Origin of the sequence: Paraflavitalea soli (assembly GCF_003555545.1) — a bacterium.
Classification (GTDB): domain Bacteria; phylum Bacteroidota; class Bacteroidia; order Chitinophagales; family Chitinophagaceae; genus Paraflavitalea; species Paraflavitalea soli.
Map to the genome: position 1 here is coordinate 1418709 of NZ_CP032157.1, position 18590 is coordinate 1437298.

Sequence of the window (18590 nt, forward strand, 5' to 3'; positions counted from 1 at the left end):
ATGCGATTGGCTCCTGCTTGTGGCAGAATTAGCTCTAAAGGGGCATGAAAAGATTGATAAACTTTGAGTTGAAACTATTTGGCGGTAGATGTGCGCTGGATGAGGGATGACTTGAAGATGATGTTTTCGTTGGTGAGGGGTGCATTCTTTTTCTCCAATGTATTTAACAGGCGGGAGGCTGCTTCTTTCCCGATATCAAAAGCGGGTTGGGTAATGGTACTGAGGGAAGGATTCAAAAAAGCGGCTATGCGCAGGTTGGAAAAGCTGATCACCTTTACATCACGGGGTATTTGCAGGTTGAGGAGCCCACAGACCTCATAGCTTGCCATGGCATAACGTTCTACGGCTGCAAAGATGCCATCGGGTTTCTCCCGGATAAACATTTCCCGGATAAGTTCCCCATCTATTTCGTCGTCATTGGTACACTCCACGATCAATGATTCGCTGACTGGCATCTGGTGATCGGCCAGGGCCTGCAGGTAACCGCGTTTTCTTTTATTGCCAATGGATAGGTTGCCGGAGATGGCGAGGTGGGCCACCTTTTTGCAGCCCTGTTCTATGAGGTGCTGTGTGGCGAGGTAGGAGCTTTCATAATCGTCGGTGGTGACTTTAAGGGTATCAAATTCTTCACACACCCTGTCGAAGAAAACAATGGGCAGGCCCATTTGCTGTAATTGTTGCAAGTGTGTATAATCGGTGGTAGCTCCGGAAACGGAAATGAGCAAACCATCTACGCGGCCATTGTAGAGATCTTTAGCCAGTGACACTTCTTTCTGATAATCTTCGTGGGTTATATAAATGAGCACATGGTATCCTTTTTCCTGGGCAACGGTCTCAATGCCATTGATGGCGAGTGTAAAGTAATTGTTGGCTATTTCGGGAATAATAACGGCAATGGTTTTGCTTTTGTGCTTCCGCAGGCTGCTGGCATGTGGGTTGGGCTGGTAATTCAATTCTTTGGCCAGGGCCACTACTTTTTCTTTGGTCTCCTTGCTAATATCGTAGCTGTCGCGCAGTGCTTTTGACACAGTAGCGATTGACAAGTTCAGCAGTTGGGCGAGTTTCTTGATATTGACTGACTCCATAATAGGTACTACGATGATAGCCACGTAAGCTAAGCATCTTTTCCTTATGTATAGTGCCTGGCAGCAGGGATGTGGAAAAGAAATAGTGTTTGTTTAACGTTTTAAAAATTCAAGAATTGCTTCGGAAAATTGGGGAGTGGATGCTGCATTGTTGTGATTGCCGGGTACTGCTGCTAAGGTAGCGTGGGGGAAAAGCTTTGCCAGCGCTGCTGCTGATCCATTGTCGCTGTCTTCTGTACCACAGATCACCAATATGGGTTGTTGTACCTTGGCCAGTGCCTCTTTGCTGGTAGAAGGTTGTTCTTTTTGGAGGAGGGCCAGTGCTTTTTGATCGAGGCCAGACTTCTGCACATATTCTACCACGCCTTTTAGTTCGGGAATAGAATCGCCGGACAGTGCCCGGTAAAACATGATGCGGCGGGGCCATTCGGGATTGGTGAAATCGGTACCCATGCCGCCCAATACGGCTTTTTGAATGCGTTTATCCAACACCAGCAAACGGGCGGTAATGATGGAGCCCCTGGAATAACCAATGACCTGGTATTTATTGATGCCGAGGCTGGTGAGGAGGCCCATGATATCTTTTGCTTCTGCATCGTTGGCGTAGGATGCGGCTTCATGTGGTTTATCGGAAAGACCATTGCCGCGCAGGTCGATGGTGATCACTTTATATCCCGCCTTTTGCAGGTCGCTGTAGAGGGCTGCCTTTTTCCAGGTGGAACTGTTGACAATAAAGCCATGTACCAGGAGCACGGGCTGACCAGCGCCTTTTACTTCATACCAGATCTTTGCGCCATCGAAGGAGGTATAATAGCCCGATGTGTCGGTTTGGGCGACAAGCAGGAGGGTGAACAGGATGGCAGGGATAAGGAGCAGTAGTTTTTTCATGTTGGGTGATATTCTCCCTGAAGCTACTGAAAAGGGGGCAGAAATGAAAAGACCGCCTCCTGGCTTTGCAGACAGGGGCGGCTTTCTTGTTTTCAACGGGAGCGTGATGCGCGGATAACGCATCACGCTTAATGAGATGATGATGATCTTACTGGGGTAGAGGCTTCGACAAGCTCCTTTAGACCCAGGGCGAGCCGCCCTTAAAGGGCGACCCACCCTTTGAAGACGGCTTCGACAAGCTCAGCCTGACATACTCAGGGTGCCAACAGTAACTCTATCTGCAGCTTTAATTTCATTTCTACATCGGGACCTTCAAAGCCGATATTGCTGAACTGGATATTGCCTTCCTTGTTGATGACATAGGTGGCGGGAATCAGGGTGAATTTGAATTTGTCACCCACTTCCGGATCGGTATTGAAGAATACAGGAAAGCCGTATTTTTTATTGCCATTCCAACCCTGGGCGTCGGCGAGGGTATTGCGGGCGCCGCTGTTTACGATCATGAACTGCACAGCAGGGTTGTCCTTGTATTTTTCATACAACTTCTGGATATAGGGCATCTCCTGCATACAGGGTACACACCAGGTAGCCCAGAAGTCAATGATCACTACTTTGTTTTTCCATGTTTCCTGCGGCACCGGTTTGCCGGTAAGGTCTACAAAACTGAAGACAGGAGCGGGCCTGTTGATGCGCTGGGTTTTTACTTTGTCCAGCATCTTCTTTTCCCGCAGGGCCTGTAGTTGTTGCAGCTTTGCCGTATTACCGGTTTGCTGGTAAAACAAAGCCACATTGTCGAGGGTCTCTTTGTCGGAGGCCTTTTGCATGGCAGCTTCCATATTGTTGTTGGCATCGTTGGTCCTTCCTTGTTTCATGGCGATCAATCCCAGCATGGACAAGAGGTTGCCGCTGGCTTTGTCATAGGTTGCCTGGCGGGTACTGTCATCAACGTAAGGGAATATATAACCTGTTTCAGGGAAATACCGGATCACACCAACAGGAAACTGGTTTGCGAGGCCAAGGGCCTGCTCTGTATACGCGCGGGCTGAATCCAGGGCCAGGTCATTGTCGAGCAGGGTTTGGGCAATGCCTTTCAGTGTTACGGGCCAATAGGGATCGTCTGTTTTGCGAGCCGTTTTACGGGCATGGTACAGGGCTTTGGCAGCATTCCTGCGGGCTGCATAGATGTTGAACAGGCGATCGTGCATTTCTACGAAAGACTTTTCATTCTTCAAGGTTTCTTTCTTCAGGGCTTTCTCAAACAAGGCGATCTGCTCTGCGGTGTCTTTTTCTTTCGCAATAAAACTGGTGTACAATTCACGTCCCAGTTCCGTATCGGGATATTTTTCTCTCACCACTTTACGGATAGAATCAAGGCGGCTGTTCTCGCCAATGATCAAATAACCCATGGTCACCTTATTCATATTGCCGGGTACGGTAGGGGCCTGGTAGAATTTGGCGGCAATGACCTGCAAGGCCTGTTGCCTGATCTTTTCTTTCTCTGTACCGCTGGCCTTGCTCATCTGGTAATTGAGGAGCCTGAGCCGGGCTTCGTAATTATCGGGATAGAGGTTGAGCTCTTCCTGAAATTGTTCTGCTTGTTTGGCGCCCAGTTCCGGCGACTTCCCCATCTGGGCACTGAGGCTATATCCTTTGTACAAGTGACCGTCCCTGATGGGTGTTTTACCGGTATAGACAGCCAGTTCATAATGCCTGTTGGCAGCTGGCTTGTCGATGGCCTCGCCACTTTGCAAATAGAAGGTAGCGAAGGTGGCATAACGGGCCAGTACAAAACTGGTGGTCCATAGATTGCCTTTCTTTTGCATGTTGACACGATAGGCCACATCGTACAAGTTGGAATAGGAGAATACGAGGGTCACGGAAGAAGCATCGACCGGAATGCCGGCGCCCGGCGCCTGGGGATCATAGGTGATGGTGACGGTGGATCCGCGTTCCGGATATTGAGGTGCGATCGTTACCCTATCCTGCGCCTGCATGCTTATACAGGACAGGATAACGAAGCACAGCATAGCTATAAGGCGGGTTAATGGATTGCTCATTGTTGTATTACTTAATTGTACTTTGAATCAGGGTGAGCCGCCTTTCAAAGGCGACCCACCCTGATTGATATTCATTATTTGTATCCTTCGTTTTGTTCGAGGTAAATATTTGTCTTGATGGCGTTTGTGGGTATTGGATACAGGGTATCGGTAGCCTGCCAGAATGAACCTTTGACAGGGCCTAATACGGCGGTTGCCCGGTTGGTGCGTTTCAGGTCGAACCAGCGATGGCCCCATTCTACAAACAATTCCAATTTGCGCTCCTTTTCAACAGCGAGCAATAAAGCGGCTTTGTCGAGATTGGTGGGTAAAGCAGTGAGCCCTGCGCGAAGGCGGATAGAATCAAGATCGGCCCTGCCTTCATTGAGTTTGTCCTGTTGTATCCTTGCTTCGGCGCGGATAAGGAATTGCTCGGCCAGGCGCATCACCATGGAATACTCTGTAAGGGTGGTCACGGTAGTGGGGTTGGTACGCACCTTGTATTTGAAGGGAAAATACACGGTGGCACCGGTGGTGAGTTTGCGGAAGCCAGTCCAATTGGCCAGGCGGAGATCGCCGGTCTCAAACTTTGCGATGAGGTTGGTGGTATCGAGCCTGAAGGCAGGGCTGGCTGTAGCTGTAGCCGGGGTAGAGGTAAACCCTTCCCAGGTATTGCGGCCACCAGCCACATTTACAGGCTGCAATTGCCAAATGGCTTCGCGGCTATTGGCCAGGAATACGCCATTGAGGTCTTTCAGCAAGGAGTAGAGACTGTTGTTCAATACGAGGGATGCTTCTGTTTCGGCAGCTGCCCATTGTTTGGTATATAAATATACTCTTGCCAGCAGAGCAGTAGCAGCAGCTTTATTGGGACGTACGCGGTTAGTGGAAGGATAATTATCCGTCATCAGCTTCTTTGCAGTGATAAGGTCACTAATGATAGTGTCATATACCACGGCCGTTTTTTCGCGGGGCTTTACATTATTGACCAGGTAATTGGTGGTGGTAATGAGGGGCACATCGCCATACATATTTACCAGGTAAAAATGCAGGAATGCCCGCATGAAATGAGCTTCACCGAGCAGTTGGTTCTTCACGGCAGGGGTAAGGGCAGCTGCAGCCGTAAGTCCTTCTATGCAGGCATTGGCATGATAGATATAGGCATACTGGTCCTTCCACATGCTTTGTACATATTGGCTGGAGGGCAGGAGGCTGTTTTGCCGGAATACATCGTAATTGGCAAAGGTAGACAGATAATAAAGGTCATCGGCCTGCATGGCAGTGAGGTAGTTCATGAGCACATTGGCATAGTAATAATTGAATGCGTTCATGTTACTGTACAGGCCTACCATGGCAGCCGTGGCTGTTTTGTCGTCTGTAAACACCAATTCAGATACGAGTTCGTTCTTTGGTAAAGGAGTGTCTACATACTTCTTACAGGAAGCGGCAGCGATCAGTGCCAGGCTTAGTGTTAATATATGGATGCGTTTCATTGTCGTTTTTCTTTTGTCTGTTTTGACACAGTTTTCAGTTGTTGATCTTTCGGAAAGCCTTCCAGCGGCTCTATTAAACCCGGATGAGCCGCCTTTCAAAGGCGACCCACCCCGTTATACCTTAGAAAGTGAATTGAACGCCTGCTGTAATGGTCTTTAATGGTGGCATGACGAGCCCTTGTGTTTCGGGATCGAGGCCATCATAATGGGTAATGGTGAGCAGGTTTTGACCGAGTACATATACACTGAGGTTATTCAGTTTGTACCTCTTTACAAACTTCGACAGGTCGTAGCGCAGGGCCACATTCTTCAGGCGGATGTAAGAAGCATCACCCCATACAGCGGAAGACAACCGGTACTGGTCGTACAACACGTTGCCAGATATGGTGGTAGCTTTGGGCACGCCGGCTATATCGCCAGGCTTTTGCCAACGGTCATTGGCGCTCACATCTTTGTTTTTCAAAGCACCATACAGGGTAGAGAGGTAGCCGTAGTTAATGCCGGGGCCTTCCTGCTTTACGAACTGGAAGAGGAAATCGAGTTCAAATCCTTTGTAGCTAAAGGAGTTTTGGAAGCCGCCGTAGAAATCGGGCATTGTTTTGCCCAATACCACATAATCATCATTTTCGGAGATCGCGGGGTTGTTGTCGATATTCAGGAAGGTAGCTTTGCCTGTTTGTGGATCAACACCTGTAAACTGGTATCCCTTTACGATGGTGAGCGATTTGCCGATCACATATGTATTGGCATAGGTAGATGACTCAAAGCCTGGGAATTCCTTCAGCTTGTTTTTGTTGAGGGTCATATTGAACGAAGACTTCCAGCGAAAATCTTTGTGCTGGATATTGGTGGTGGTCAGCTCAATTTCAATACCGGCATTCAGTACGGTGGCCGGTAAATTGGCGGTATAACTTTCGAAACCTGTTTGCGGGGAGAGCGCATAATCAACCAATTGGTTGGTGGAAATATTGCGGTAGAAGTTGGTGTTCAGCAATATCCTGTTCTTAAAGAAGCCCAATTCGAGGGCAGCTTCGAGTTTGCGGTTTTCTTCCCAGTGATAGTCGGCATTGGGCAGCCGGGATACACTTAGCCCTGGCATACCATCATACGGATAGGAGGTTGAAGCCCAGCTATTGAGGTACTGGTAGTCACCAATAATATCATTACCGGTAGTGCCATAGCTGCCGCGCAGTTTACCAAAACTGATCACCTCTGTAGCCGGGAAAAAGGATTCGTTGGTGAATACCCAGGCTGCTCCAACAGCGCCAAAGTTTCCAAAGCGGTTGCCCGGACCAAAGCGGGTAGAGCCATCCCGGCGGAAAGTAGCATTGAGGATATAGCGTTCATCCCAGTTGTAGTTTACTCTTCCGAATACGGAGGTATAGCGATAGAAGTTATAAGTGGTAGGGCGAGCTGTAAGTTTGCCGGCCGATTTAATGTCTTCCAGTAATGCATCGCTGGAGAAATTCTCCGCGGTAAAACCTTCTCCTTCCCGCAGGCTTTCCTGCCAGGTAGCACCAGCCATTACAGACAGGGTTCCATCGGCAATGGTGCGTTTATAATCTACCTGGGGTTCGATCACATAGGAAGAGGCGCTGGCATTACCAAAATAGGTAAAGCTACCGGTTGCAGCGGTTGGGTTCAGAGAGAGGTTGGGGTATACCTGTGTTTGGTCCATGGTGGTACGGGTATAACCCAGGTTCACTTTTGCATCGAGGCCGGGTAGAATGGTATAACGGATAATGCTGTTGGCTACCAGGTTGTTGGTGCGGTTGTTGGAGCGCCTCAGCAGATAAGCGGCCGGATTTTGTTCTGTCAGGAACCAATAGTATTTGCCATCGGCATCGTATAAGGGATAATTGGGCGCCAGGTTGTAAAAAGAAGTGAGGTCGCTGGCGATGGAATTGTCCTTGGCGCTGGAATAATTAACGGAAGCGCTGATGTTGAATTTACCGTCGAGGCCGGTATGGTCAACATTCAGGTGCACGGCTCCACGCTTATAGGCCAGGTCGTTGGGCATAACGGTAGTCTCGCGGCGGTAAGTGCCGCTCAATAAGAAACGTGTTTGTTGATTGCCGCCAGACACAGAGCCCTGTGCTTCCGATACACTGGCTGAATGCCCCATCATATAATCCTGCCAATCGGTGGTCTTGTTTTGATCCCAGGTGGTGAGGTCGGGTGCATTACCTGCATTGTAAGTGAGGCCGTCATTGGCATATGCTTCTTTGCGCAGCTGAATGTATTCGGACGTGCTCAACATGTCGAGGGTATTGACGACTTTGCTGGCGCCGGTATACGCGTTGAAATTGAAGCGGGTAGTGCCAGCTTTCCCTTTTTTGGTGGTGATGAGGATCACGCCGTTGGCGCCTCTGGAACCATAGATGGCGGTAGCATCGGCATCTTTCAATACACTGATGCTTTCAATGTCGGACGGGTTGATGGCTGCAAGCGGGCTTTGCTTGCCATTGGCGGAGGTGAACTGGTTGAGGGGCTCGGAATAAAAAGGCACTCCGTCAATGATGTACAAGGGTTCATTGCCACCGCTGATGGAGTTTTGTCCGCGCAGCATTACTTTAAAACTGGAGCCGGGCAATCCATTGGAAGAGGATACAAAGAAGCCGGGTACCCTGCCTTGCAGGGCTGCCAGTGGATCCATCACGGGTTGGGAGGCAATATCACGGCTCTTCACGCTGGAAACAGAACCGGTACTGCTGCGGCGTATGGTAGTGCCATATCCAATCACTACGGATTCGTCGAGTTCATTGCTGGCGGGGGTCAGTTGTATGTTGATGGAAGTGGTAGTACCTAGTTTCACTTCCTGCGATTGGAATCCGATAGAGGAAAATACCAGTATCTGGCCGGGATTGGCTTGCAGGGAATACCGTCCATTGCCATCAGTCGTTGTTCCGATATTCGTTCCTTTTATGGTAACGCTAATGCCGGGCAGTGGTGTATTATTGGCATCGGTGATGGTACCGGTAATTTCCTGTCTTTCGATAACCGTAGCGGTAGCAAGCGCAGAAGGGTTGGCAGCGGGTGTAGTGGAGGCTTCAGGACTGATAATGATCGTTTTTCCCTCTATGGAATAATCCAGGGGCTGGCCTTTCAGTATTTGTTGCAGAAAGGCTTCCAATGGAAGGTTGATAGCCTGCACGTTTACCGGCTTTAAACTTTCTATGAGTTTGTAATCGTAAAAGACTACATAGCCGGTTTGCTTCTTAATGGCAATAAATGCCTTTTCCAGCGGGGCCTGCTTGCCGGAAAAGGTGATCGTTTGTGCAGTGCCTTTGGCGCTTACCTGGAGGAAAGCCACTGTGAGTAAAAGAATAGTCAGCTTCATCACATACAACATTTGTTTGGTGACCAGGCGTTTAACGGGCGTTGCACAAAGTGCTGTCGCTGGGACCTTACTCCGGTGAGCAGGCAGCCATGGGCTACCTGTTGGAGCCTGATCAAAAAGAGCCTTTAATTGCATACTTTCGTTGTGTTTTGGTTTTAACAATAAACAATCCATTACAGTCCCGATTCGCTCGGGATAATGTTTAGCCCGCCATTCTTTGGTGTTACAGCGGGTCACTGTTAAACTGAACGATCCCCGGAAAGTGCCGCGAACACTTTCCGGTTTTTTTATCAGTCAACTATTTTATGGCATGGTGATCTCATCCCGGGAGCCATACCGGGAACGGCCATGTTGATGAGCTTTCTTAGGATAGTTTGTCAGGCAGTTGATGGCATACGGAACGAAGATCTCAGGAAGGTTGTACGATCAGTTTTTTGCCTTCGATGGTACATTGTATGCCCATTTTGCTCAATATCTTAAGCACTTGTGATAAGTGCAGGTTACGTTCTATTTCTCCTCCAAACAAGCGACCGGGCACAGGGCCCTGGTACACAATTTCCACATCATACCAGCGGGACAACTGTCGCATAACAGCGGGAAGGTCGGCTTTGTGAAAGTTAAACACGCCATTCTTCCAGGCAACTACGGCCTCTACGTCCAGATTATTAATTATTGATAATTGATTATTGCTTAATAGCGCCTGATGGCCAGGGAAAAGCAGCTGGGATCCTGTAACGGCAGTTATTTTGATCTTTCCTTCCAGTAAGGTTGCTTTAATAGCGCCTTCATCCTCGTAGGCATTTACATTGAAATGGGTGCCCAGCACTTCGATGGTACCGTTGATCTTTCCACCTGCAATGGGACGCATATCAACGAGGAAGGACATTTTCGTTCCTGATTTGCCAGGCAGGGATGCTACTTCAAAATACGCTTCGCCAGTGAGGGTCACCTTTCTTTCATTGCCTGTAAAGGCGGTAGGGTAGGTAAGGGAGGAGGCGGCATTGAGCCACACTTTACTGCCATCGGGCAATACCAGTTGGAACTGGCGGCCACGTGGGGTGGAGATGGTGTTATAGGCTGGCGCTTCCTGTCCCTCTCCGGAGGAGGGGGAATAGGTCAACTTACCATCCTCTGTTTTTATGAGTTTGGAACTTCCTTGTTGCGCCAATGTACCATTAGCGGCACTGTCGAGCACAATGGTACTGCCATCAGCTAAGGTAAGCAGTGCGCCATTCTTACCGGGGGCGGCATCATAAACGGGGGAAGGCTGCCGCCCCTTACCGGTAATATCCTGTTGTTTTTTGAGTCGTATGGTAAGGAGTGCGATCATGGTGGTGAGCAGGAAGAGGGCCGCAGCGGCTATCCACCAATATCGCTTGCCAAAAGGCAATTTATGAACAGTCGCAGGTTGGATCTGTTGTCTGATCTGCCGGAGGATGAGCTCTTTTTCTCCGGGCGCAGGCATACCCTGTGGGCCGTGCTGCAAAAGCTCATCGATCCCGCCTGCCAGGAGATTTTCATCTTCCCTGATCAATTGGAGGAATTCGGCCAGTTCTGCTTCCTGTAACAGTCCTTGCTGGTAACCTTTCCAAAGTGTTTCAAATCTGTTCATACGATGTGCTGCTTATAAAGACGTGTTTTAAACCAGGTGGTATGACAAGGGATAAAAAATTTTTTTAAAGCAGGGCTGATAGCAGGCTGCTGACCAGCAGGATGCCCTGGATATGGTTGGCCAGGTATTCCCGGATGGCGGTTAAAGCCCGGGCCATATGGGTTTTGACGGTGTTTTTGGATACCTGGAGGTGTTGGGCGATCTCTTCCTGGCTCCAGCCGTTTTCGCGGGTGAGCAGGTATACCTGGCGTTGCTGTTCGGGTAAATGGCTGATGGCCTGATGGATCAGGGCCTGCGATTCGTGGTACAGGAGCTGCTGGTCGGCCTGCAGGGGGCTTTGCCTGAACCAGGCCTGCAATTGACTGGCGAAGGGATCTTCTTTTATTTTCCTGCGCAGTTCATCCAATATATGGTTGCGGGAGACAATGAAGAGAAAGTTGCGGAAGTTGTCTTTCTGCGGCAGTTCTTCGCGCAGGAGCCAGATCTTTATAAAGATCTCCTGTACGATGTCCCGGGCTGTTTCGCGTGATTTGGTGAGGGTAAAAGCTACCTGGTAAATGGAGTCCCAATAGGCTTCAAAGAGTTGGGTGAATGCTGGCTCATCTCCGGTAGCAACGCGCCGTAATAATTCCTTTTCATTATGTAATGATGTGACTGGCACGGTGTTTTGGGGCCGGATTGTTTATTATGTTTGATTTGCAGGCTGATACAGATAAGGTTTAAGCAAGTGGTAAAGATAGGGAAAACCCGGTTTTCGGTAGATGGGGTGGCGGAGTTCATACATCCAATTGGCCAATGAAATGGTGGCCCCAGGGAACGCGTGCGATGAGTTGTTGGGGTGAGCTAAGGTCTTGATAACCATCAGGGTTCAGTGCGGCAAGCTGCTGCACTGAATCAGAACTATAAAAGAGATAAAACCTTATGATATCAAAAAGATCCCTTTTTGAAAAGCCCTGTAAATCCGGAAATTCCGATTTTATATCTGCAGCTAACTGCTCAATGTATTTGTTTCTTCCTTCAAATAATGCCTGGTTTTGGGCGATCATCTCACCAATATTCCAGTATAATCGAATGACAGCAGAGTTTACAGATATAGCTGCTTTGAATTGGCTGGTGCGTATATGCTCTTTCACTGCAGTCAGCAGTTCCCTGTAATGGATTTCGTTTGTTAGCATGGTTAGACATAGAATAAAGAATAAATATACTTAAATAATGTAATTCGTGAATCGGTATTCACTATATTAAAAATGGGATGAAAGGTGATGGTATTTGCTTACTGCGCTGCTTTTTTTGCCTAATTTTAGAGCACTCAAAATGAAAACCTTATGGCCAGTTTTAAGCTAACCATTAATGGAAAACAACAACAGGTAGATGTAGATGCGGATACACCTTTGCTATGGGTGCTGCGTGATACATTGCACCTGGTGGGCACTAAGTTTGGATGTGGCATAGCGCAGTGTGGCGCCTGCACGGTGCATATGAATGGCGCCGCCGTACGTTCCTGCATCCTGCCGGTATCGGCAGTAAAAGCACCCATTACTACTATCGAAGGCTTGTCGGCCAATGGTGATCACCCGGTACAGCAGGCCTGGGACGAGGTAGATGTGCCGCAATGTGGCTATTGCCAGGCGGGACAAATGATGACGGCTGCTGCCTTTCTCAAAACCAATCCCCATCCTACGGATGAAGAGATAGCGAGCGCCATGCATGGCAATATTTGCCGTTGCGGAGCTTATCACCGTATTCGCGAAGCCGTAAAAGTAGCCAGCAAAAAAATCTAATTTATGCAAACAACAACCACTCATACAGGCAGAAGAGATTTCCTGAAATGGTCCGCTTTTACAGCCGGCGGACTGGTACTGGGTTTTAAATGGTCGGATGCGGATGCGCAAACGGCTACAGTATTTACACAAGCGCTGGCCGATGCCAACGTTGCCATGAACCATTACCTTACGATTGGTACGGATGGTATCGTCACGATATTTTCGCCCAACCCGGAACTGGGACAGAATATCATGACCTCTTTTCCGATGATCGTGGCGGATGAGCTGGACGCGGATTGGAAAAAGGTGAAGGTGGTGCAGGCCCCACTGGATAACCGTTTTGACCGTCAGTTGACGGGCGGCAGTGGTGCAGTGCCGCATTCCTGGCCACTGTTGCGGAAAGCTGGCGCTACAGCGCGGTTTATGTTGATTGCTGCCGCAGCGCAACGCTGGGGTGTGCCTGCCTCGGAGTGTACGACGGAGGAAGGATTTGTGTTGCACAAAGCCAGTGGTAAGAAACTGGGCTATGGTGAACTGGCAGAAGAGGCAGCCAAAATTCCGGTGCCTGCTACGGTGACGCTGAAAGACAAGAAAGATTTTAAGCTGATCGGTACAGCGGTTAAGAACGTAGCGAATAAAGATATTCTTACGGGTAAGCCATTGTATGGACTTGACTTTTACCGGGAAGGCATGTTGTATGCGATGATCCAGCGACCACCGGCCTTTGGTACGAAAGTGAAATCATTTGATGCAGCAGCAGCGAAAGCCATACCGGGTATTATAGATGTGGTGCAGGTGAAGAACGGCGTGGCGGTAGTGGGAAAATCTACCTGGCAGGTGATGAAGGCCAAAAAGGCATTGAAGATCACGTATGAAAACAGTGGTAATATAGAAAGCACGGCTGACCACGATAAAATATTTGCAGACCTGTTGAATAACGGCAAAGCTACGGTGCGCAGGAAGGATGGAGATGTAGCCACTGCTTTTAAGGATGCCGCCAAGGTGATCAAGGCAGAATACCAGTGTCCTTTCATCCCTCACAATCCACTGGAGCCAATGAACTTCTTTGCGCATGTAAAAGGAGATAGTGTGGAGCTGGTGGGGCCTTGCCAGATACCTGGCGGCGCACGTACGGCGGTCTCCAAAATGCTGAATATCCCTGAAGATAAGATCACACTGGAGCTTACGCGGCTGGGTGGAGGCTTTGGCCGCCGGTTGTATAATGATTATGTAACGGAAGCGGCAGAAGTTTCCTCGCTGGTGAAAGCGCCTGTAAAGGTGATCTGGAGCCGGGAAGATGATATGACGGGAGGTACCTACCGTCCGGCAGTGCGATACCGGTTTGAAGCGGCGCTGGATGCGGGTGGCAATATGATCGGTTATAAATTGCGCGGCGTAGGCATTAACTCCGGCAATCCTACGCGGGAGAGTAATTTCCCGGCTGGGGCTGTCGATAACCTATTAATCGATTCGGTAGAACATCAGTCACCAATCACTACAGGGGCCTGGCGTGCACCGATCACTAATTTCCTGGCTTATGCGGAGCAGGCTTTTATAGATGAAGTAGCACAAACTGCGGGCAAAGACCCTATCCAGTTCCGGCTTGAACTCTTTGAAAAAGCAAAGGCTAAACCTGTTGGCCAGCTTAATTACAATGTGAACCGGATGATCGATGTTACGAAAAGAGCTGCTGAAAGGTCGGGCTGGGGCACTAAGAAGGGTGTTATACAAGGGTTCAGTGTATACTTTTCGCACCGGTCTTATGTAGCACAGGTGGCGGAAGTGGTGATGGAAAAAGGTAAGCCTGCCATCAAGAAAATATTTGCTGTGGCAGATTGCGGCCAGGTGATCAACCTGGGTGGTGCGCAGCAACAGGTAATGGGTGCCATAGTAGATGGGATGGGCCATGCCATGTTTGGAAAACTATCTTTTAAGGAAGGCGCTGCAGAGCAAAGCAATTTCCATAATTACCGGCTCATCCGCATGCGGGAGATCCCTGAGATCGATCTCTTCTTTGTGGACAGTGGTTTTGATCCCACAGGCCTTGGTGAACCAGCTTTACCACCCACAGGTGGAGCGATCGCCAATGCCATCTATAAAGCTACGGGCAAACGTATCTATCAGCAGCCATTCCTGGACAGTGAGGTGTTTAGTGGCAGCGGTAAAAAGACGTTCTAGTGATCTACAGGATGCGGGTTTGAGCCCTGCTATCAGCTTCATAGAATTATGGAAGACTTTCTCAAAAAAATAAGTGGATATACCACGCTCAGCGCCGAAGCTCAATTGGCCTGGGTGAAGATCATTCATGGCCGTAAGTATCCTAAAGGCAGTTTCCTGGTAAAGACGGGCGAAATTGCTAAAAAGGTAGCTTTTGTATCTAAAGGATTGTTTGCCCAATACGCACTGACAGAAGAAGGCAATATGGTGATCAAACGTTTTTTCTCCGAAGGCTATTTTGCTGCCTCAACTCCTTCCATGCTGCAGCAATGCGCCAGCGCCACAACGATTGAAGCTTTGGAAGATGCCATGGTGTGGGAATATGATTTCTGGGAATTTAAGGCGCTTACTGAACGATATACGGATATCGCAGCGTTCTATATTAAATACATGGAACAGCATTGGATCATTGAAAAGGAACCGGAAGAGCTGGCGCTGCGCCAGTATACGGCCAAGACCGGTTATGAAGACTTTGTAAAGAAGTATCCACACCTCATCAAACGCCTCAAAAAGCAGCATATTGCCGCCTACCTGGGCATTACGCCTACGCAAATGAGCCGCATCTTTTTTGCCAATAAATAAAGCGCTCAATCTTTTATTCAATTCCTCAACATTTGTTGAGGAATTAATGGGCTATTCTTATTCTTCTCAACATATGTAAAATGCAGGGCCGTGGCCATGGATGATCTTTGTTTTATCACTAAACAATAAAACAAATCATCATGGCAACTAAAGTATTCCTCAATCTTCCGGTAAAAGACCTTGAAAAATCAAAAGCATTCTTTACAGGCCTCGGGTACAGCTTCAATATGCAGTTTACTGATGAGAAAGCTGCCTGCTTAATTCTTGGCGAGAACATTTTTGCTATGTTACTGGTGCATGGGTATTTTAAAACGTACACGAGGAAAGAGATCTGCGATGCGCAAACGCATACGGAGGTATTGATTGCGCTGGATGCCCCTTCGAAAGAAGCGTTGCGTTCAACCATTGATACAGCTGTGTCATTGGGTGGTACACTGTATGCGGAACCACAGGATCATGGCTGGATGTACCAGCATAGTTTTGCCGATCTGGATGGACATCAGTGGGAATTTATGTATATGGATGAAACACTGTTGCCCAATATGGAGTAAGCAGCAAGATTGGCCGGCTGGTCACTTAACAATGCAGATCGATTATTTTCTTATTACAAAATTCAACAACAAATCAAGTCATGTCTAATAAAGCAAAAGTAGACGAGTTTTTAGATAAACTGGAACATCCGTTAAAAGCTGAAATGAAAGCTGTCAGAAAGATCATTTGTGAAGTGAGTTCTGCGATTGAAGAAGATGTAAAATGGGGCGGACCCAGTTTTGATTACAAAGAGCCAATGGCTACATTTAGTCCAAGGGTCAAGGATTGTGTGGCGATCATTTTCCACAAGGGTGAATTGATCAAAGATAAATCAGGCCTTTTGGAAGCGGGACCCAAGGGTAAAGCCTATGTTAAACTCGCTTCCATGGCGGCTGTAAAAGCCAATAAGGGGAAGCTTCAGGCTATTGTGAAGGAGTGGATGAAGGTAATGGGGTAATGCATGATTTTTAATGGATGATGTTATTGGCAGTGGGTGCAATATAATGAAAAGGGTCAATATTGTGTATATTTAGACCCGCAATGAAACTATCACTTAAAGATCCGCAGACAGGTGGCGACCTGCTGTTGATAAAAGGAGAACAGGAGTTTGACCGCTTCTTCCATGGCCGTGACCGCAACAATAAATATTTTACGATCATTTGGAATTTTGGAGATGAACAGCTGGTAACGATCGATGGTGAGCAAACCAGTTTTTTACCACAGACGGTTCTCCCGCTTATGTTCAGTCAGTCCTTCCAATTTGACAATGCGGTGGATATGGTAGCCTGGCAATTTAACCGGGAGTTCTATTGTATTGTAGACCATGATAAAGAGGTAAGCTGTGTAGGTTTTCTTTTTGGCCTGGGCGACAATTTGTTTATCAAGCTGGATAAACAGGACCAGCAAAAACTACAATTATTGCTGGATGTATTTATCGAGGAATTTAATACTCCGGATCACATCCGGCATGATATGCTGCTGATGTTGCTGAAACGGCTCATCATCAATATAACCAAGCTGGCCAGGTCGAAATACATGCCTGAAGAGAAAATACCGGAAGATAAATTTCATATTGTTCGCCAGTTCAACCTGCTGGTGGAAGGCCATTACCGCAGTGAACATTCTGTAAGCTACTACGCACAACGGCTGAATAAATCACCCAAAACGCTTTCTAATCTTTTTGCCATCTATAACCAAAAAACACCGGTCCAGATCATTCAGGAGCGGATTGTGATGGAAGCGAAGCGGCTATTGTCCTACACCAGCCAATCAGTAAAGGAGGTATCCTATGAGCTGGGTTTTGAGGATGCTGCTTATTTTTCCAATTTCTTCAAAAAGCACACTTCTTTATCGCCTGTAGACTACAGGAACAACAAGCAGGTTTTGCAGGTCGGGAAATAATTACAAGTCTTCGGGAAGTATGCTCATTCTCCAGGGAAGGAAAGCGGCGCATCTTTGTATCGTTGAAACATTAATAAACAAATCAACATACAAAGATCATGAACACGCAAAACTTAAAAAGCAAAATTAAAAGTAGTTTATTAGCCACAGTGATCACTTTATCTGCCACCGGGTTGGCCACTGATGTACAGGCGCAGACTGTAAAAAATGTAGTATTGGTGCATGGCGCTTTTGCAGATGGTTCAGGCTTTAAAGGGCTTTATACTGAACTCACTAAAAAAGGGTATCATGTAACGGTGGTTCAGAATCCGCTGACCTCACTGGAAGATGATGTGGCGGCTACCAATGCAGTATTAGACAAACAGGACGGGCCTGTGATACTGGCAGGCCATTCATGGGGTGGGTCGGTGATCACGGAAGCTGGTAATCACGCTAAAGTGGCAGGACTGGTATATATTGCTGCTCTTCAACCTGACAAAGGTGAAACTACGCTGCAATGGCTGCAAACCGCGCCTCCTGCTCCTGAAAATGGGGTGTTACCTGTGGATGAAAAAGGCATCGTTTATTATTCAAAGGAGAAGTTTCATGCGGGCTTTGCTGCCGATATCAGTAAAGAAGAAGCGGATTTTATGTATGCTTCACAAGGAGCTTTTCATGCCAAAGGGTTTGTAACACCGCTTACGCAGGCGGCCTGGAGAACAAAGCCAGCTTACGGCATAGTGGCTACGGAAGATAAAAGTATCGCTCCCGAGATCGAACGGAATATGTACAAACGTTCCAATACGCAGATAACGGAAATAAAAGGCAGCCATGTGGTCTTTATGTCGCAGCCTAAAAAAGTGGCTGCGGTCATCATTGCCCTGGCAGAGAAGGTTTCGACCAATAAGTAAGTGATTGATATTTAGGAACTAAGAGGGCGTCCCATACCAGGATGCCCTTCTTTTTTGTAAAAAGAGGTGGTGGAGTGTGATTTTTGGAGCCGGGCTGCGAATAATGAGGAAAGCAATTATTCGAAACATGAGAAAGTATCGCTTCTCCACAAAAGTCTGTCCCGGTTTTCTTTTCTTTAATTTGCCTGATCCGGAAGCGATGCTGCGGATGAAGGCCGGGGTGATAAAACATCAACTTTAAAAGAATGTCCTTGCAAAGAAATACCGAAACTTTCCTGGCGGTGATAGAAGCAAATAAGGGCATTATTTACAAAGTAGCCAATTCCTATTGCAGCCATGCGGATAACAAAAAAGACCTGATCCAGGAGATCATGATCCAGCTATGGCTATCCTTTCATAAGTACAACGAACAGTACAGCATTACTACCTGGATGTACAGAATTGCACTGAATGTTTCCATTTCCTTTTACCGGAAAGAAAACCGCCGGGATGCTATTAATCATCCACTGCCGGAAGAAATGCTCTACCTGCCCGAAGACGAGGCAGGAGGTACGGAAGCTGCTATCAGTCAATTGTATAAGTTTATCAGGGAGCTCAAGGAAATGGACCGGGCTATAATGCTGCTTTACCTGGAGGGAAGCAGTCAGCAAGAGATTGCCGATATTTTGGGGCTCTCGCTTACGAATGTATCCACCAAGGTATCCCGGATTAAACAACAACTGAAAAAAGAATTTTCAAACATACCTAATTAA

Annotated in this window: 16 protein-coding genes; 8 read left to right on the forward strand and 8 right to left on the reverse strand. The window is 47.8% G+C overall.

What is annotated here, in order from left to right; translation table 11 throughout:
* Positions 1–74: 74 nt before the first annotated feature.
* The 8 genes from D3H65_RS05395 to D3H65_RS05430 form a co-directional block, all read right to left on the reverse strand.
* Entirely contained in the window at positions 75–1085 is a 1011-nt protein-coding gene (locus D3H65_RS05395) for a LacI family DNA-binding transcriptional regulator (protein WP_119054402.1), read from the reverse strand.
* 93 nt (positions 1086–1178) lie between these two features.
* Positions 1179–1973: an alpha/beta fold hydrolase gene (locus tag D3H65_RS05400; protein ID WP_119049281.1), complete on the reverse strand. Its 795-nt coding sequence runs from the start codon at positions 1971–1973 to the stop codon at positions 1179–1181.
* 254 nt (positions 1974–2227) lie between these two features.
* A complete protein-coding gene (locus D3H65_RS05405; RefSeq protein WP_211345630.1) occupies positions 2228–4030 on the reverse strand; it encodes a TlpA disulfide reductase family protein in 1803 nt (600 codons plus the stop codon).
* Between the two features lie 74 nt (positions 4031–4104).
* The gene (locus tag D3H65_RS05410; protein WP_119049283.1) at positions 4105–5502 is read right to left on the reverse strand and encodes a RagB/SusD family nutrient uptake outer membrane protein; all 1398 of its coding nucleotides are present in this window, start codon (positions 5500–5502) and stop codon (positions 4105–4107) included.
* A gap of 121 nt (positions 5503–5623) precedes the next feature.
* Positions 5624–8977, reverse strand: coding sequence for a TonB-dependent receptor (locus D3H65_RS05415; protein ID WP_162915422.1), 3354 nt, complete (start codon positions 8975–8977; stop codon positions 5624–5626).
* Positions 8978–9251: 274 nt separating this feature from the next.
* Entirely contained in the window at positions 9252–10454 is a 1203-nt protein-coding gene (locus tag D3H65_RS05420; RefSeq protein WP_119049285.1) for a FecR family protein, read from the reverse strand.
* Positions 10455–10518: 64 nt separating this feature from the next.
* Positions 10519–11115 (reverse strand): RNA polymerase sigma factor, encoded by a 597-nt coding sequence (locus D3H65_RS05425; RefSeq protein ID WP_162915423.1) that lies wholly within the window; start codon positions 11113–11115, stop codon positions 10519–10521.
* Between the two features lie 115 nt (positions 11116–11230).
* Entirely contained in the window at positions 11231–11587 is a 357-nt protein-coding gene (locus tag D3H65_RS05430) for a DUF1016 N-terminal domain-containing protein (protein ID WP_162915424.1), read from the reverse strand.
* A gap of 192 nt (positions 11588–11779) precedes the next feature.
* Here D3H65_RS05430 and D3H65_RS05435 point away from each other — a divergent pair, with 192 nt between their 5' ends.
* From D3H65_RS05435 to D3H65_RS05470, 8 genes are all read left to right on the forward strand, one after another.
* A complete protein-coding gene (locus tag D3H65_RS05435; RefSeq protein WP_119049288.1) occupies positions 11780–12235 on the forward strand; it encodes a (2Fe-2S)-binding protein in 456 nt (151 codons plus the stop codon).
* Between the two features lie 3 nt (positions 12236–12238).
* Entirely contained in the window at positions 12239–14395 is a 2157-nt protein-coding gene (locus tag D3H65_RS05440) for a xanthine dehydrogenase family protein molybdopterin-binding subunit (protein ID WP_119049289.1), read from the forward strand.
* 48 nt (positions 14396–14443) lie between these two features.
* Positions 14444–15016 (forward strand): Crp/Fnr family transcriptional regulator, encoded by a 573-nt coding sequence (locus D3H65_RS05445; protein ID WP_119049290.1) that lies wholly within the window; start codon positions 14444–14446, stop codon positions 15014–15016.
* Positions 15017–15156: 140 nt separating this feature from the next.
* Positions 15157–15567 (forward strand): VOC family protein, encoded by a 411-nt coding sequence (locus D3H65_RS05450; protein ID WP_119049291.1) that lies wholly within the window; start codon positions 15157–15159, stop codon positions 15565–15567.
* An 80-nt stretch (positions 15568–15647) separates the two neighbouring features.
* Complete coding sequence (locus tag D3H65_RS05455; RefSeq protein ID WP_119049292.1) at positions 15648–16004, forward strand: DUF1801 domain-containing protein; 357 nt, start codon at positions 15648–15650, stop codon at positions 16002–16004.
* 83 nt (positions 16005–16087) lie between these two features.
* A complete protein-coding gene (locus tag D3H65_RS05460) occupies positions 16088–16948 on the forward strand; it encodes a helix-turn-helix domain-containing protein (protein ID WP_119049293.1) in 861 nt (286 codons plus the stop codon).
* Between the two features lie 98 nt (positions 16949–17046).
* Positions 17047–17838: an alpha/beta hydrolase gene (locus tag D3H65_RS05465; RefSeq protein WP_119049294.1), complete on the forward strand. Its 792-nt coding sequence runs from the start codon at positions 17047–17049 to the stop codon at positions 17836–17838.
* 251 nt (positions 17839–18089) lie between these two features.
* Entirely contained in the window at positions 18090–18590 is a 501-nt protein-coding gene (locus tag D3H65_RS05470) for an RNA polymerase sigma factor (protein WP_245999686.1), read from the forward strand.

What these genes read in the sequence shown, in the direction of transcription:
- D3H65_RS05450 (WP_119049291.1), top strand. Translation starts at nt 15,157, where the DNA reads ATGGCAACTAAAGTATTCCTCAATCTTCCGGTAAAAGACCTTGAAAAA.
- D3H65_RS05420 (WP_119049285.1), bottom strand. Translation starts at nt 10,454, where the DNA reads ATGAACAGATTTGAAACACTTTGGAAAGGTTACCAGCAAGGACTGTTA.
- D3H65_RS05455 (WP_119049292.1), top strand. Translation starts at nt 15,648, where the DNA reads ATGTCTAATAAAGCAAAAGTAGACGAGTTTTTAGATAAACTGGAACAT.
- D3H65_RS05395 (WP_119054402.1), bottom strand. Translation starts at nt 1,085, where the DNA reads ATGGAGTCAGTCAATATCAAGAAACTCGCCCAACTGCTGAACTTGTCA.
- D3H65_RS05405 (WP_211345630.1), bottom strand. Translation starts at nt 4,030, where the DNA reads ATGAGCAATCCATTAACCCGCCTTATAGCTATGCTGTGCTTCGTTATC.
- D3H65_RS05410 (WP_119049283.1), bottom strand. Translation starts at nt 5,502, where the DNA reads ATGAAACGCATCCATATATTAACACTAAGCCTGGCACTGATCGCTGCC.
- D3H65_RS05445 (WP_119049290.1), top strand. Translation starts at nt 14,444, where the DNA reads ATGGAAGACTTTCTCAAAAAAATAAGTGGATATACCACGCTCAGCGCC.
- D3H65_RS05465 (WP_119049294.1), top strand. Translation starts at nt 17,047, where the DNA reads ATGAACACGCAAAACTTAAAAAGCAAAATTAAAAGTAGTTTATTAGCC.
- D3H65_RS05435 (WP_119049288.1), top strand. Translation starts at nt 11,780, where the DNA reads ATGGCCAGTTTTAAGCTAACCATTAATGGAAAACAACAACAGGTAGAT.
- D3H65_RS05440 (WP_119049289.1), top strand. Translation starts at nt 12,239, where the DNA reads ATGCAAACAACAACCACTCATACAGGCAGAAGAGATTTCCTGAAATGG.
- D3H65_RS05415 (WP_162915422.1), bottom strand. Translation starts at nt 8,977, where the DNA reads ATGCAATTAAAGGCTCTTTTTGATCAGGCTCCAACAGGTAGCCCATGG.
- D3H65_RS05460 (WP_119049293.1), top strand. Translation starts at nt 16,088, where the DNA reads ATGAAACTATCACTTAAAGATCCGCAGACAGGTGGCGACCTGCTGTTG.
- D3H65_RS05400 (WP_119049281.1), bottom strand. Translation starts at nt 1,973, where the DNA reads ATGAAAAAACTACTGCTCCTTATCCCTGCCATCCTGTTCACCCTCCTG.